Genomic DNA, 13,989 nt, shown 5'->3' with positions numbered 1-13,989 from the left:
ACCGCCGGACTCCTTTTAGACGAAAGAGGCCACCCAACGCAGGGTGGCCTCTTTCGCGTTAACAGGACCACCGTGAGCTCAGGCCACCCCGACAAGGGGTGGCCTTTTTTGTGGGCGGCGCCGCTGCGCGTCGACCTCCGCCGCTGCGCGGCGGGATTCTCCGCGCCGCGGCGCCCGCCCGTCGACGCGCGCGGTGCCGGGGTCTACCCTGGCCACAGGCGGGTCCTCTCTGCCCGCTTTCCGCTGCGAGGACGAGGAGGGCGTGATGGACGCCACGATGATGGGCTCGATGAAGGACGCCATGCCGGGCATGGCCACGATGGACATGTCGCTGATGCAAGCGTGCATGGACGCGTGTTCGGCATGCGAGCAGGCCTGTACGGTCTGCTCGACCCAGATGATGTCGTGCGCACCGGCATGCATGAACTGCGCGGACATGTGCAACACGATGATGCGCGCGATGATGCGGATGCAGGGGATGACGCCCGCGGCGATGATGGCGATGCTCGACGCCTGCATCGCGATGTGTCAGGTCTGCATGGACGCCTGCATGGAGCACGCGGAGCACAGCGAGGTGTGCCGGATGTGTGCGGCAGCGTGCAAGGCCTGCATGGACGCCTGCATGGCCGTGCGATCGGCCATGGCCACGGCCTGAGACGAGGGCGTCGAGGGCACGTTCCCGCGCGCAGGTCGTCAGAAGCTCTGCCCGCTGAACAACAGCAGGCACGGACCGATCAGCACGATCCACGAGGCCGCGGCGACGATGAGGGCGCCCACGGCGTACGGTCGGGTGGACGGCCGGATGAGCAGGAGCGCCGACACGAGCAGGATCAGCACGTAGGGCCAGACCATCGCGAAGAGCCCCATCCACGCGGCAGCGGACAGCGTCGCCATCATGAGGGCGAAGCCGAGGAAGTGCGCGAGGCACCCGGCGGTGGCGCCGATGCCGCGGGCGGCTCCGACGCTGAGACCGGCGGGCGCGGGCGGGGGGAGAGGTCCGGCCGCCCCCGTGGGGCCCTGCGGCGCTCCGGCGGGACCGTTCGGCGCCGGCGGAGGGGGAGCGAGACCCGACGACGTCGGCGGATCGGTTTCCGAGGGCGGGGTCGCGTCCGAGGGCGACGGCTCGTCGGGATCGGCGTCGGATGGGGGGTTCGTCATGGGTTCTCCTCAGCGGGTGACGGTCCGGTGGATCGCTCAGGCGACGTAGATCCCGAAACACGGGCCGAGCAGAGTGAGGACGCCGGCGAAGACGACGATCCCGAGGCCGACGAGCACGGCACCGCATCCGACCGCGAAGCCGATCCCGACCTTCGCGCCCGTGGACATGCCCGCTCTCGGAGTGCCCGGCTGAGGCGGGAGGGGACCGCCTGATGCGTAGCCGGGGTAGGTCGCGCCCGTCCACGAACCGGCCTCGTGCGGGGTCGGGGGCGCGTCCGAGGGGAGCGCGCCAGGAACCCACGGCGCCGATGTGCTCTCGGCCGGAGCCGTCGGGGTCGGAGGGGTGAACGGCGGCGGAGGAGCGGCGAACGACGGCGGTGGGAGGGCGCCGTCGGGGGCCGCAGCGGAAGGACCGGGTGCATTCGGTGCCCGCGAGGGGTCCGGGGGAGGGACGGCGGCGTCGTCAGGCGTGCTGCTCATGGGGCGCGATCCTTTCCGGGAGTGCGTGGGTGCCGGCGCGGAACCGGCCGGTCCGTGCCATCCAGATCAGGCGCGCGGCCAGCAACGGGATGGTGACGAGGAGGAAGAGCTGCGGTCGGGTCAGGCCCATCCACGCGACGTCGTTGCCGCGGACGAACTCGACGAGGAACCGGAAGACCGCATACGCGGCGATGTAGAGCGTGAGGGTCTCGCCCGAGGCGATCGGGCGATGCCGGAGCCAGAACCACAGCACTGCGAATGCCCCCGCGTGGAACAGGATCTCGTACACGAAGCTGGGATGCAGGGAGACCCCCGCCGGTGACCCGACGCGCGCGGCCGACGCCTCGTCGAGCACGATGCCCCACGTTCCGCCGGTCGGCGTCCCCGGGCGCTCGGTGAGCAGGCACCCGATCCGGCCGATCGCGAGCGCGAGGGCGACCGCGGGGGCGAACAGGTCGCCGGAGCGTCCCGGATAGCGGACGATGCGCTTGGCCACGTGAACGCCGAGCCAGGCCCCGACCAGGGCGCTGAGCACCGACGCGTTCCCCTGGACCAGCTGATCCACGAGACCGAGGTTCCGGGACGGATCGAGGTGCTGCGCCCAGGTGCCGAGCCGGGAGAGGATCGCGGCTCCCGCGAGGGCGCCGAGCACGAGGTAGGCGAGCCGGGGGTCCGTGACGCCGCGACGCCGACGTTCGACGAGGAACACGACCCCCGCGGCGAGCATCGCCACCGCGACGAACGCCGAATGCGTGTCCCAGGCGGGAAGCCAGGGCACGAGGTCGCTCAGCGTCGGGTACATCGGCTCACCCCAGCACCCGGATCCACATCCCGATCCAGAACGGGATGGCGACGGCGGCGGCCACGGCGACGACGGACAGGTACGCCAGCACGACGCGCGTGTCTCCGAGCTTGCAGCGCGAACGCAGGAGCCCGCCGCGGCGTGCGCGGGCATAGCCGAGGATCGCCACGACGGCGAAGACCAGGACGGCGATCGGACCGAGCACGCAGGCGATGACCGCGATCGTGGTGAACACGCAGAGCCGGAGCGGGTCGAAGGCGGGAGCGGGATCCCCGACGACCGGGTCGTACTGGTTCAGAGGCCCAGGGGCCCCGGCGTCCTCGGTCATCGTGCCACCCGGAGGGGGAGCCGGCGTCGTCCATCGGCGTCCGAGGCCACGTCGGCAGGGTCGCCCCCGGGCTGTCGCTCCGCGACCGCGGGGGACCCCGTGGCGGTGGACAGGCGCGTACGGGACAGCGGAGCCCACGCCTGCAGCGCGCAGAACGGCGCGCACTGGTGCTCGTCGGTGGTCTCATTCACCGTCGCGACGTGCACGCAGCACTGCGTCAGGCGCTCTTCGATCATGGTGTTGATGTCCATGAACGGCTTGATCGTGACACGAAGCACCCGCTGGCCCATCATCTCCCGCATGCGCTGGTGCTGACCGGGCAGGCGCGAGGCGGCGAGGGCTGCCAGCGTGCCGATGCCGAGGTCGCAGTTCACACAGATGTCCCGCCAGATGTCCCCCATCGACGGGTGCGACAGCGAGGACTGTTCGCTGAAGAGGTCGAGGAGCGAGTTCTTCACGACGTCGCGGATCGCCTTGTTCACGTTCGAGTCGGCGATGCGGTTGGCCAGGAGATCCGGGTTGAGATCCAGGAAGCTCTTCAGTCGCTCGTGGCCGATGAGCCCGACCAGCGACTTCCACTCCCCGGAGTCGTCCTTGAGGAAGTAGCCGACCGAGCAGCAATGCGGATGGCTGCAGGGCAGCGCCGTCAGGTCGCGCCAGGTGATCTCGTCGTCCGTCTGCGGCCCGAGGCGCGCGAGGACTCCCGTGTGCGTGAGCCGGGACTCGGGATCGATGCCGGCCGAGCGCCCGGAGCCGAACACCGGCTGGATCGTCACGCCGCCGACGTACGGGGTCGCCTGCGCGCGGCGGATGACCGCGCCGATCTCCCCGTCGTTGACCCCGAGAGCCGCGGTCATCGTCAGCGTCGTGAACACGCCGGCCGCGGAGAGGCGTTCCAGGGCGCGCTCCTTGAAGCGGCGGATGTCGGCCCCGCGATGGTAGGCGGAGGCCTCGGCGCTCTCGCCGTCGTACTGGAGGTAGACCTCCACCCGCTCCCGGTGCCTGCGGAGGAAGGCGACGAAGGCGTCGTCGTTCGCGATCCGCAATCCGTTCGAGTTCAGCAGGATCCGCACGATCGGCCGCGTCACGAGGTGCTCGATGAGCTGCTCCAGCCACGGGTAGAGCGTCGGCTCGCCGCCGGACAGCATCAGCACATCGATCCGCTGGTTCTCCTTCGCGAGCCGCGCGTCGACCGAGGCGAGAACCTCTGCGAGCGGGGCGATCGCGCTGGCGGCGGGGCTCGACTCGGCGAAGCACGTCGGGCAGCGGAGATTGCAGTGGTCGGTCAGGTCCTCCAGGAGGATGCACGTGTGCTGCGTCTGCATCTGCGGTAGGCCGTCGGCATAGGCGGAGGGGACGGGCTTGAAGTTCCCCGTCGTATCGGGGGCGTGCACCTTGGTCGGCGCCGTCCACTGCTCCAGGTAGCGAAGGATCTCGGTCGATTCGTCGTACAGCGTCGAGACGAGCCCGTGATCCGGGCAGCCGCGCTCGAGCCAGACCGTGCCGTCGCGGTCGGCGAGCCAGCCGGACAGACGCCGGACCTCCTCCAGCGGACGCTCCGGATCCTCCTCGTGGCATTGCGGGCAGAACGCGTTCACGTAGCGATGGATGCGGTAGTCGCGCAGGGGCATCCCGGCGCCGACGCTGTGAGCCATGGGTTCACCCTAGCGAGCGGGCCCCCTCACGACACCCTTCCCCACCGCGGGTCCGCGTCCGGAAAGGGTGGCGTCGGTCCGCACGGCGGGAGAGCGGCGCCCGGCCTCCCGCGCGAACCGGCCGACGGGCGGCGGTAGACTGTCGGGGTGTTGTACTCCGGTGTCCGAAGGATGCGGAAGGTGATCGTCGGCGCGTCGCGCGCCGGCGGCAGAGGCTGACCGACGGCCGGTGGCGGAACTCCCCGTCATCGGTGTCTCGTCGTACGCGGCGCCCGGTGCGCTCGCGTCCCTGCGGCGTCCGTGCCTCGGACGTCGTTCCCTCCTTCGGAGGATCCCCAGGATCCTTCGCCGTGTCGGCGGTGCGCCCTTCGGCGACGCCGCCCCGCAGAGAACTGAGAACGACATGCTTCCCGTCACCGAGCGCGAGATCCGCGCCTCTTTCGTCAACGCCTCCCGCAAGGAGGCCGCCACTGCGACCCTGCCGCCGGACTTCGGCGAACTCGATTTCGAGAGTCTCGACGTGCTGGCCTGGACCGATCCGAAGATGCCCCGCCGCGCCTACGCCGTCGCGCACCTCGATGGCCGGCCGGTGTCCGTCCTCCTTCAGCAGGCCGAGCAGCGCGTGCTCGCCCGGACCCAGTGCTCGTGGTGCGAGGACGTCACGCTCCGCAATGACGTGCAGTTCTTCGCCGCACGCAAGGCCGGTGCGTCCGGCCGTAACGGCAACACGATCGGCACGCTGATCTGCGCCAACTTCGGCTGCTCCGCGAACGTCCGCCGCCTTCCCGCGCTGGCGTACGAAGGGTACGACCGTGAGACCGCGCGCGAGCTGAGGATCCTCCGGCTCCAGGAGCACGTGCAGGGCTTCCTGCGCGAGCTCGGCGCCTAGCCCGTCCGCTTCCCGCCCCCTCGGCCGGCGAACGCGGCGCCGAGGCTGCTCGGTCGTTGAGCGAGGAGCGCAGCGAGGAGCGTAGCGACGAGACGAAACGTGGTGGGGCGTTTCGTCTCGCTGCGCTCGCTCAACGACCGGGGAACGGTGGCTCAGCGGACGGTGCGGTGCGGCGTGGTCGTTGAAAGCACGGCGCCGAGGGTTCTCGGTCGTTGAGCGAGGAGCGCAGCGACGAGACGAAACGTGGTGGGGCGTTTCGTCTCGCTGCGCTCGCTCAACGACAGGGAACGGCTGGGCGTTTCGTCTCGCTGCGCTCGCTCAACGACCGGCGGTGGGGGAGACGTTGTAGCGGATCGCTCCGACGGCGAGCACGTGCCACGTCGTGTGCAGGGCGACCGGTGTTCCGGGAGCGGCCTCGAGCGCAGCGCCCCCGGCGTTCCAGACGGTGTGCGCCGTGCCGTCGAGCGCGGTCAGCCGAACGATCCCGCGTGCGGGGTCGGCGTCGACGACGAGCGCGTCCACCCACGCGGCCGGGGTCGCGGCGGCGAGGCGCGCCTGGATCAGGTGCAGCGCGTGACCCGGTGCGAACGAGGAGCACACGTCGCCGTGGTCGCACATGCACGCCGCACGCTCACTCACCTCGAGGGGCGAAAGGCGGGTCTGCGGCGTGCTCACGGGATGCTCCTGACTCTGGACCGATCATCCGAGAGTAGGCGGCTGCGCTCGACCGCCCAACCGTCGGCGACACGGAGCGCAACAAACGCCCCGCGGATCGGAGGGATCGCCATGCCTGCCTCGAGAAGCGCAAACCCATCGCCGGCTCGTAAAAGCCGCGTAACGGGAGAATGAGGGAGATGCAAAATACCACTATAAATATTGCCGTGAAGTTGAGAGCTGCCCTAGTGTCTTGAAGAATCCGACAAAGGGGTTGAGATGAACGACGAAAAAGCAACATCCGTCCGATACCGTGGCGCGGGAGCCGTGATCGTAACGATCGTTCTGGCGCTGGGCGGGGTTCTTGGCTTCAGTGCGCCCGCTGCGGCGGCAGCCCCGGCTGGCTGTGATCGAGGGTTGGCGTGTTTCTATTCCGGATACGACTATCAGCGGGATTGGTGGCAAGGGGGCGCCGTGCTCTTCTTTCGCTACTGCGTCGATGACTTCCGCAACTACGGAATTAACGATGTAGCGTCGTCGGTCTATAACAACGGCGTTCGCGAAGGGCTCTACATGGCTGCGGATCTCTGGGGGACCGGGAGGCTCAGGTACGTCCCTCGCGATTCCGGATACGCGAATCTCAGCTCCATTGGCTGGAATGACACCATCACCTCGGCGCATTTTGAGGGCTCCCGAGCGAGCGCGAGGACCTACGTGTGCGAGTGATCCGAACTCGTTGCCGCAGGTCCTTGTCGTGGATTGTTGGCGGCGCGTTCCTCCTCGCGCTGTCGGGATGTGCCGCCGGTGCTCCTGATGATGCGACAACCAAAAGTCGGGAGCAGTGGTCGATGCCGTTGGACGAGTTCATCGTGTACTCGCCAGATTTGGGAAATTACGTCGAGCAGCTCCTCATCGGGAACTGTCTAGAGGAAAGGGGTCGCGCGTGGCCCGTGCCCTGGCAGAATACGGACTTTCCTGCTCGGCAAGATCAGAATCGGATCGGATACCGACTATTCGACGAGCGCACTGCGCTTGCCTGGGGTTACCATCAAGCGCCGGAGGCAGATCCGCTCTCCGTGCGGCTATGGAGGGAATTCTCGGATGTGACCGACCCGTCGCTTAGCGATCCCGACTTCATGCAGGATTTCGACGACTGCAGTGACTCAGTAAGGTCTACGGAAGCATCGAAGAATTGGTTCCGCGATGTCGACGGCTGGAACTACGTCAATGACCTCGCCGTGCAGGCCGCGGACGTCACCGCGCAGGATCCGGAGATCAAAGAGGTGAACCTACGGTGGCATGAGTGCCTCTCAGGACGCGTCGATTTCGCTGTGCCGTCCGATGTTCGACAGATGCCCACACAGGAGGTCAGTCAGCGGTTCGGGCTCACCGGTCCGGAAGCGTCGGTGACGGCCTCCGCGGAGGAGATCGCCGTGGCCGTCGCAGACGCTGAATGCCGGACATCCAGTGGGCTGGCCGAGCTTCGCTATGACCGCGAGTGGGAGGAGCAGCAGAAGCTCCTGGACGCCAATCGGGATCAGCTGGAACGGATCCGTGCCGAGGCGAAGGCTCACCATCGAGTCTTGCTGGAGTCGATCGCGGCGAACGCGCCGGGAGCGCCGTGAACGGACGGGACGGTACGGGGCGCCCGGCGTCTGAGCGAGTCACCCGACTCTCTCGGCGGTCGGTTCTCATCGGCGTCTGCGGCGCCGGGGCGCTGGGCGTTCTGACCTTGTTCTGGATCCTGGCGACACTGTTCCAATCGCCGGCGCAGCAGGAAGCGAACGCCAGGCCGCCATCGCCGGGCCCCATCCTCGCGACCGTCGAAAGGGGCACCGTGAGCGAGGACACGACGTTCACGGGACTGATCGGGCCGTCCTCCCGGCGGGAAGTCGCTCTTCAGCCTGTGTCCGGCGACGCTCTCTCCGTCGTGACGGGGAAGCCCGTCGGATCCGGGTCCGCGGTCTCGTCGGGGGAGATCCTCACTGAGGTCAACGGGCATCCGGTGCTTCTAGCGCAGTCGTCCTTCGCGTTCTATCGAGACATGGGGTTCGGCGACCGAGGCCCGGACGTTCTCGCGCTGCAGACAGTGCTGTCCGAGCAAGGCTATGACGTCGTGCCCGACGGGGTGTTCGGAGCCGGGACAGCGGACGGCGTCGCTCGATGGCACGCCGATCGCGGCTACGTCGCACCGGTCCGGCCGCGGCCCGAGGGGCGTCCGTTGACGGACTCCGCTGAGGGGCTTCCCGGGACGACGCCGTCCGCTCCGCCGCCGGTCGAGGAGGAGGCGTACATGCCGGTCTCCGGCCTCGTTGCCATGCCCTGGCCGACGGCACAGGTGCTTCGCGGTGTCGCTGTCGGCACCTTTGTCGCGGCGGGCCGCGCGGACCTCGAACTCGGAGCGCCGGACGTCGTGGTCACGGTGACGACGACGCCGGCGGAACAGGGCGGGATCGTCCCCGGCGACGTCGCGACGATCTCGATCGCCGGGAGGGAAGTCGAAGCGACGGTCGGAGAGATCCGCGGGGCGGCCGGGGACAGCGAGGGCGACGCGGAGCCGGAGCCGAGACCGGATGGCCGCGGCGAGGAAACGACCGAAGACCCGGGTCCGCAGGTGACCCTCACCATCACACCGAACACCGCCTTGCCGCCGACCGTGCCGGTCGGATCTGCGCGGGTCGTCGTCACGCGCATGCTGTTGGCGGAGGAGGCGCTCCTCGTGCCCGTCTCCGCCGTCGCGGATCGTGGGGGAGGGCGAGCCGCCGTCTTCAGGCACGAGGAGGACGGATCCTTCAGGGAAGTGCCGGTGGACGTCATCGTGACGCATCGAGGTCAGGTCGCGCTTGCGCCCCGGGACGCGGACGCCCTCCGTGAAGGGGAAGACGTCCGTGTCGGATGAACGCGCGATGATCCGCCTAAGGGGTGTCTCTCGGACGTACACCGTCGCTCGCGGTGCGGATGTCGACGCCTTGAAGGACGTCGATCTGGTCGTCGAACGGGGGGAGTTCGTCGCGATCATCGGTCCGTCGGGCGGAGGCAAGACGACGTTGATGAACATCCTCGGGCTGCTTGACGCCCCGACAGCGGGAGAGTACGAGCTCGCCGGCGAACGGGTGAACTCGAGGGCTGACCGCGCTGCTGCGCAGGTGCGCGCACGAACGATCGGATTCATCTTCCAGGCGTTCCATCTGCTGGAGGGTCGTCCCGCGATCGACAGCGCCGAACTCAACCTGCTCTACCGAGGCAGGCCCCGCCCGGAGCGTCGAGAGCGCGCACGTCGTGCGCTTGAGGCGGTCGGGCTCGGGGACCGCGTCGAGCAGAGCACCTCCACGCTCTCCGGCGGCCAACGCCAGCGGGTGGCGATCGCGAGGGCCACGGCGTCGGCAGCGCCGTTGATCCTCGCCGATGAGCCGACGGGGAATCTCGACTCCCGAACGGCGAGCCAGGTGCTCGATGAACTGCAGCGACTCAACGACAACGGTGCGACCGTGGTCATCGTCACCCACGCGGCCGAGGTCGCGGCCCGGGCACGAAGGACCGTGCGGATCATAGACGGACGTGTGGTGTCGGACAGCGGGAAAGGCGAGGCAGGCGGAGATGACGCGCGCCCCACCGTCTCCTCCGGGGATTCCGCTCTGGCTGACGAACCCGAACAACACCATGCTCGTTCGGCTCTCCGCGACGTGGTGCGGGACGCCTGGGCCTCCGTATGGTCACGGACCACGCAGTCTGCCGGTCAGCTCATCGCGGTCGCGATCGCGGTCGGCCTGACGATCACCACTCTGGGACTGTCCGCTTCCGCATCCGCGCAGGTCGCCGCGACGTTCGACGCCCATCTGAACCGGGAAGTCACGGCGTATTGGTCCACCGGAGCACCGCATGCTCCGTCTCTCGAGGATTCTCCGGCCATCGCCGAGAGGCTGGACGGTGTCGAATCCGCCGCGCTCATGGTGAGCCTCGGGCCCGGGACCGTCTCCACGTTCGCCGAAGCCCGTCAGGTCCGTTCCCACATCGCGTTCGGCGACATCGCTGCTGCTGCCCGTCTCGCCGTCACCGAGGCGCCGTGGCACACGGGGGCGTTGAAGAGCGATGAAGCACTGGTCGGCGACCTGCTCGCGAAAGACCTCCGTCTCGGCCGTATCGCGGAGACGACGGTGGTATCCATCGACGGCACAGAGTACGTCGTCGCCGGGATCATCACCGAGTCCTCACGCCTTCCCTTGCTTCGAGGTGAGGCCATCGTCGGTTCGCCGGACCAGGCGCAGCTGCCCGGCGCCGTCGACGCGACCCTCCTGACCGTCACAGCGGCAGGCGCCGCACCGCAGGTCGCGCGACAACTTCCTCCCGCCCTGAATCCGTTCGCGCGGGAGAGCATCACCGTCCACGCGCCTACGGATTCTGCCCAGCTCCGGGGAGAGATCGAACAGGGCGTGAGGATCACTCTGGCGGCCTTCACCCTTCTCGCTCTTATCGTCGCCGTCGTCGCACTCACCAACTCCTCTCTTCTCGCCGTCAACGCACGGCGGGGAGAGATCGGGATGCGCAAGGCCCTCGGCGCACGAGATCGCCAGATCGGTGCCCTCCTCACGTGGGAAGCAGGACTCATCGGTCTCTCGGGCGGGGTCGTCGGTCTGCTTCTCGGGATGTGCGCGATCCTCGCCGTGACCATCGGCCAGCGCTGGACGCCGGTGTTCGATCTCCTGCTCCTGCCCGTCGCGCTGGGGAGCGGATTGATCGTCGGTGCGGGCGGAGGGGGTCTCGCCGCCGTCCGCGCCGCCCGACTTCGCCCCGCGGAGAACCTGCGCGCCTGACCCGCGGATCAGGCTTTCGCGTGGGCGTCGAGGAAGGCGAGGGTCTTCTGCAGCGCGGTCTGCGCCTCGTCGTTGTCCAGGTGGAACTGGTACTCGTGCGCCAGCGCCGGCTCGTGGTCCGCGGGCCAGAACAGCGTCGTCACGTCCACGCCCAGCTCGTCCAGGCGCTGCGACATCGGGATCGACTGGAGCCAGGTCAGCCCGTCTCCGTTGCCGCCGCTGATGTACGTGGGCGGGAAGTCGGCCGTCACGTGGTCGATCGTGGACATGAGCGAGCCCGGCGCCTCCTCGGCCCAGGTCTTCGTGCCGCTGTACGCCCACATCGCCGTCTTCAGGCCCCAGCCGGCGATGCCCTGCAGCGCGGCGAGCGCGGCGAGGTCGTACACACCGCAGTTGAGCACCACGCCGCGGAGCTGGTCCGCCGTCAGCGCGGGGGTCACCCCGGCCAGCATCGCGTACTCGCTGCTCGTCGCGAGGACGGCGAGCTGGCTGGCCAGCTGCGCCCCCGCGGAGTCCCCGGCGAGCACGATCCGGTCCGGATCCACGCCCAGCTCCTCGGCGTGCGCGTCGATGTACGCGAGCGCGTCGTTGAGCTGCGTCACGGCGGTCGGGTAGGTGCCTTCGGGGCCGAGCGTGTAGTTCGGCGCGATGGCGGCGTACCCCTCCGCGGCGAGGATGCGCATGTACGGCAGCACATCGCGGCTGGATCCGGAGATCCAGGCACCGCCGTGGATCCACACGACCGTGGGCAGCGGCCCGTCGGCCGATGCCGGCGTGACGACGTCCATCGTCGTGTCGGCTCCCTCGGCATACGGCACGGCCAGCCGCTCGTCGAGGGCGGCGTCGGGAGCATGCCGTTCCATTTCCGCTGCCGTCTCCACGCCGCCCTTCGTGAACACCGTCCGGATCAGCATCGCCGACGGCCAGGGCGTGATCGATCCCACGATCCCGATCACGACGACGACGGACAGGACGATCCCCAGCGCGATGCGCGTGCGGTGCCACGGACGACGGGACGGGTGGGCGCTCACGGGGCGGACTCCTCTCGGGCGGCTGTTCCGGCCAACATCGTCGCGGCCGTGTCGGCGGAGGCGAGCGCGACCTGCGGCGCGTACAGCCCCAGCACGCGGATCGCGGCGTCGTGGTTCTCCGCGGTCGAGCCCGCGCAGGCCTCGGGGACGACCGTGATGCGGCCTCCCGCGTCCGCCCCCGCCAGGACGGTCGAGATCACGCAGCAGTCGGTCGAGACGCCGGTGACCACGACCGGGGCGCCGCCGGTGATCCGCTCCAGCTCCGGCCCCCATTTGCCGAAGGTAGGCAGGTCGAGAGTGGGATGCGGGGAGAGCGCGCGTGCGGCGGGGACGAGATCGTACAGCGGATCGTCCGCAGGCCGGTCGGCGAAGGGCCACGCGGCGAAGTAGTCCCCCCAGCTGGTCGCGCGGTCGGCGGTGGGCAGCCAGCGGGTGACGAGCACCCGGGAGCCGGCCGCCTCCGCGAGCCGGACGATGTGTGCGAGCGCATCCGCGAAGAACGGAGAGCCCCACGCGGAATCGGGCGAGGCGAAGATGTTCTGCGGGTCGATGACGAGGAGCCAGGGCCGTGCGGTGTCGGGGGCGTCCTCGTCTCGCGGGGCGTCCCGCCCCGTCACCGCGCGGTCTCTTCCTGGCGGCGGATCCGTCCGGCCCGGGCGACGTAGGTCACCAGGAACGACAGCACCAGGGCGAAGAAGACGCCGAGGTTCGCGAACGCCCACTCGCCGTCCCTGCCGCCGACCAGGAACAACAGGTACCCCTGCCAGTTGTTCCACGGAGCCGCCTCGGCGAAGCCGTTGACCACGAAGCCCCAGCCGATCACGCTCGCCACGACCATGGTGCCGATCGAGATCGCGTCCCAGGAGCCGTACCGCCCGCGCGGGTCGAACAGGGCCGCCTCGTCGTAGTCTCGGCGCCGCCGCAGGATGTCGGCGATGAGGATGCCCGCCCAGGACGCCAGCGGCACGCCGAGGGTGATGAGGAACGACTGGAACGGGCCGAGGAAGTCCTCCGCGAAGAACACGACCCAGATGGTGCCGAGCGTGAGGATCACCCCGTCGATCGCCGCGGCGGTGGGGCGGGGGATCCGGATGCCCAGGCTCAGGAGCGTCAGGCCGGAGGAGTAGATGCCGAGCACGGCGCCGGAAACGAGCGCCAGCACCGCGGTCAAGAGGAACGGGATGAGGACCCAGACCGGCAGGAGCGTCGCGAGGGCGCCGATCGGGTCGTAGGCGATCATCGCGCTGAGGTCCTCGTCGGACCCCGCCAGCAGCAGGCCGAAGACGACCAGGACGACGGGGGCGACGGATCCCCCGATCGTGTTCCAGGCGACGATCGCGCCGTCGGACGCGGTCCGCTTTTGGTAGCGCGACCAGTCCGCGGCGATGTTGATCCAGCCCAGGCCGAATCCGGTCATCACCATGACGAGGGCGCCGATGACCTGACCGGCACTGCCCGAGGGGAGCGCCATGACTGCGCCCAGATCGATGTGCCCGATGGTGAGGGCGATGTAGAGGATCGTCACGACACCCGTGACCCACGTCAGCACCGATTGCAGCTTCATGATCGTGTGGTAGCCGAGCACCGAGGCGGTCACGATGAGGGCCGCGACGATCACCGTCGCCGCGATCAGCAGCCCGATGCTCGCACCGTCTCCGCCGATCTGCGTGATGACGGTGGCGGTGGCGAGCACCGCCATGATGGCGAGGAAGGTCTCCCAGCCGATCGAGGTCAGCCACGACACGATGCCGGGGATCTTCTGCCCGTGCACGCCGAACGCGGCGCGGGACAGGACCATCGTCGGCGCGGAGCCGCGCTTGCCCGCGATCGCGATCAGGCCGCAGAGCAGGAACGACACGACGATCCCGATGACGGAGACGAGCGTCGCCTGCCAGAACGAGATCCCGAAGCCGAGCACGAACGACCCGTACGACATGCCGAAGACCGACACGTTCGCGGCGAACCACGGCCAGAACAGGTCGCGGGGTCGCGCGGTGCGATCGGACTCGGGGATGATCTCGATCCCGGTGCGCTCGATCAGGGTCGATGCGGCGGGAGCGGCGCTCTCAGCGGACATGCCCTCATCCTGGCACTGTCCGCGCGGTGGGGGACAGCGTTTCGTCTCGCTTCGCTTCCGGGCGTTGAGCGAGGAGCGCAGCGACGAGTCGAAACGCGGCGAGC

At 69.3% G+C, this 13,989-nt stretch carries 15 protein-coding genes; 6 read left to right on the top strand and 9 right to left on the bottom strand.

What is annotated here, in order from left to right; translation table 11 throughout:
• The first annotated feature begins 265 nt into the window (after positions 1-265).
• Entirely contained in the window at positions 266-655 is a 390-nt protein-coding gene (locus V6R91_RS35445) for a hypothetical protein (RefSeq protein ID WP_336399229.1), read from the top strand.
• Positions 656-693: 38 nt separating this feature from the next.
• On the opposite strand, the gene V6R91_RS35440 is transcribed toward V6R91_RS35445, so the two are convergent.
• The 5 genes from V6R91_RS35440 to V6R91_RS35420 all read right to left on the bottom strand — a co-directional run bounded on the left by V6R91_RS35440 (position 694) and on the right by V6R91_RS35420 (position 4,423).
• Positions 694-1,158: a hypothetical protein gene (locus V6R91_RS35440; protein ID WP_336399228.1), complete on the bottom strand. Its 465-nt coding sequence runs from the start codon at positions 1,156-1,158 to the stop codon at positions 694-696.
• A gap of 36 nt (positions 1,159-1,194) precedes the next feature.
• Positions 1,195-1,326, bottom strand: a complete 132-nt coding sequence (locus V6R91_RS35435; RefSeq protein ID WP_336399227.1) for a hypothetical protein — start codon at positions 1,324-1,326, stop codon at positions 1,195-1,197.
• Between the two features lie 295 nt (positions 1,327-1,621).
• A complete protein-coding gene (locus V6R91_RS35430; protein ID WP_336399226.1) occupies positions 1,622-2,440 on the bottom strand; it encodes a prolipoprotein diacylglyceryl transferase in 819 nt (272 codons plus the stop codon).
• Positions 2,441-2,444: 4 nt separating this feature from the next.
• A complete protein-coding gene (locus V6R91_RS35425; protein ID WP_336399225.1) occupies positions 2,445-2,768 on the bottom strand; it encodes a hypothetical protein in 324 nt (107 codons plus the stop codon).
• Entirely contained in the window at positions 2,765-4,423 is a 1,659-nt protein-coding gene (locus V6R91_RS35420) for a radical SAM protein (protein WP_336399224.1), read from the bottom strand. Before V6R91_RS35420 ends, V6R91_RS35425 begins: the two co-directional genes overlap by 4 nt.
• A gap of 403 nt (positions 4,424-4,826) precedes the next feature.
• Between V6R91_RS35420 and V6R91_RS35415 the strand changes: the two genes are divergently transcribed.
• Entirely contained in the window at positions 4,827-5,312 is a 486-nt protein-coding gene (locus V6R91_RS35415; RefSeq protein ID WP_067247273.1) for an FBP domain-containing protein, read from the top strand.
• A gap of 318 nt (positions 5,313-5,630) precedes the next feature.
• On the opposite strand, the gene V6R91_RS35410 is transcribed toward V6R91_RS35415, so the two are convergent.
• The gene (locus tag V6R91_RS35410) at positions 5,631-5,987 is read right to left on the bottom strand and encodes a hypothetical protein (RefSeq protein ID WP_336399223.1); all 357 of its coding nucleotides are present in this window, start codon (positions 5,985-5,987) and stop codon (positions 5,631-5,633) included.
• Positions 5,988-6,245: 258 nt separating this feature from the next.
• Between V6R91_RS35410 and V6R91_RS35405 the strand changes: the two genes are divergently transcribed.
• The 4 genes from V6R91_RS35405 (at position 6,246) to V6R91_RS35390 (ending at position 10,777) form a co-directional block, all read left to right on the top strand.
• Positions 6,246-6,692, top strand: a complete 447-nt coding sequence (locus tag V6R91_RS35405; RefSeq protein ID WP_336399222.1) for a peptidase inhibitor family I36 protein — start codon at positions 6,246-6,248, stop codon at positions 6,690-6,692.
• Positions 6,693-6,814: 122 nt separating this feature from the next.
• Positions 6,815-7,591, top strand: coding sequence for a hypothetical protein (locus V6R91_RS35400; RefSeq protein WP_336399221.1), 777 nt, complete (start codon positions 6,815-6,817; stop codon positions 7,589-7,591).
• Positions 7,592-7,803: 212 nt separating this feature from the next.
• A complete protein-coding gene (locus V6R91_RS35395) occupies positions 7,804-8,865 on the top strand; it encodes a peptidoglycan-binding domain-containing protein (protein ID WP_336399220.1) in 1,062 nt (353 codons plus the stop codon).
• A 70-nt stretch (positions 8,866-8,935) separates the two neighbouring features.
• Positions 8,936-10,777 (top strand): ABC transporter ATP-binding protein/permease, encoded by a 1,842-nt coding sequence (locus tag V6R91_RS35390; RefSeq protein WP_336399219.1) that lies wholly within the window; start codon positions 8,936-8,938, stop codon positions 10,775-10,777.
• A gap of 8 nt (positions 10,778-10,785) precedes the next feature.
• On the opposite strand, the gene V6R91_RS35385 is transcribed toward V6R91_RS35390, so the two are convergent.
• Genes V6R91_RS35385 through V6R91_RS35375 form a run of 3 tightly spaced genes read right to left on the bottom strand, consistent with a single transcriptional unit; the run spans position 10,786 to position 13,885 of the window.
• The gene (locus tag V6R91_RS35385) at positions 10,786-11,808 is read right to left on the bottom strand and encodes an alpha/beta hydrolase (protein ID WP_271061566.1); all 1,023 of its coding nucleotides are present in this window, start codon (positions 11,806-11,808) and stop codon (positions 10,786-10,788) included.
• Positions 11,805-12,425 carry a cysteine hydrolase gene (locus V6R91_RS35380; protein ID WP_336399218.1) on the bottom strand — a complete coding sequence of 207 codons (621 nt, stop codon included), beginning with the start codon at positions 12,423-12,425 and terminating at the stop codon, positions 11,805-11,807. Before V6R91_RS35380 ends, V6R91_RS35385 begins: the two co-directional genes overlap by 4 nt.
• Positions 12,422-13,885, bottom strand: coding sequence for a purine-cytosine permease family protein (locus V6R91_RS35375; protein WP_271061568.1), 1,464 nt, complete (start codon positions 13,883-13,885; stop codon positions 12,422-12,424). The genes V6R91_RS35380 and V6R91_RS35375 overlap by 4 nt, the downstream gene beginning before the upstream one ends.
• Positions 13,886-13,989 lie beyond the last annotated feature (104 nt).

The sequence above is a fragment of the Microbacterium sp. CCNWLW41 genome (assembly GCF_037083505.1).
This window is presented reverse-complemented; position numbering and strand designations above follow the sequence as displayed.

Bases quoted from the DNA above. Each gene is read 5' to 3' on its own strand.
- V6R91_RS35445 (WP_336399229.1), top strand. From the start codon at position 266: ATGGACGCCACGATGATGGGCTCGATGAAGGACGCCATGCCGGGCATG.
- V6R91_RS35440 (WP_336399228.1), bottom strand. From the start codon at position 1,158: ATGACGAACCCCCCATCCGACGCCGATCCCGACGAGCCGTCGCCCTCG.
- V6R91_RS35435 (WP_336399227.1), bottom strand. From the start codon at position 1,326: ATGTCCACGGGCGCGAAGGTCGGGATCGGCTTCGCGGTCGGATGCGGT.
- V6R91_RS35430 (WP_336399226.1), bottom strand. From the start codon at position 2,440: ATGTACCCGACGCTGAGCGACCTCGTGCCCTGGCTTCCCGCCTGGGAC.
- V6R91_RS35425 (WP_336399225.1), bottom strand. From the start codon at position 2,768: ATGACCGAGGACGCCGGGGCCCCTGGGCCTCTGAACCAGTACGACCCG.
- V6R91_RS35420 (WP_336399224.1), bottom strand. From the start codon at position 4,423: ATGGCTCACAGCGTCGGCGCCGGGATGCCCCTGCGCGACTACCGCATC.
- V6R91_RS35415 (WP_067247273.1), top strand. From the start codon at position 4,827: ATGCTTCCCGTCACCGAGCGCGAGATCCGCGCCTCTTTCGTCAACGCC.
- V6R91_RS35405 (WP_336399222.1), top strand. From the start codon at position 6,246: ATGAACGACGAAAAAGCAACATCCGTCCGATACCGTGGCGCGGGAGCC.
- V6R91_RS35400 (WP_336399221.1), top strand. From the start codon at position 6,815: ATGCCGTTGGACGAGTTCATCGTGTACTCGCCAGATTTGGGAAATTAC.
- V6R91_RS35375 (WP_271061568.1), bottom strand. From the start codon at position 13,885: ATGTCCGCTGAGAGCGCCGCTCCCGCCGCATCGACCCTGATCGAGCGC.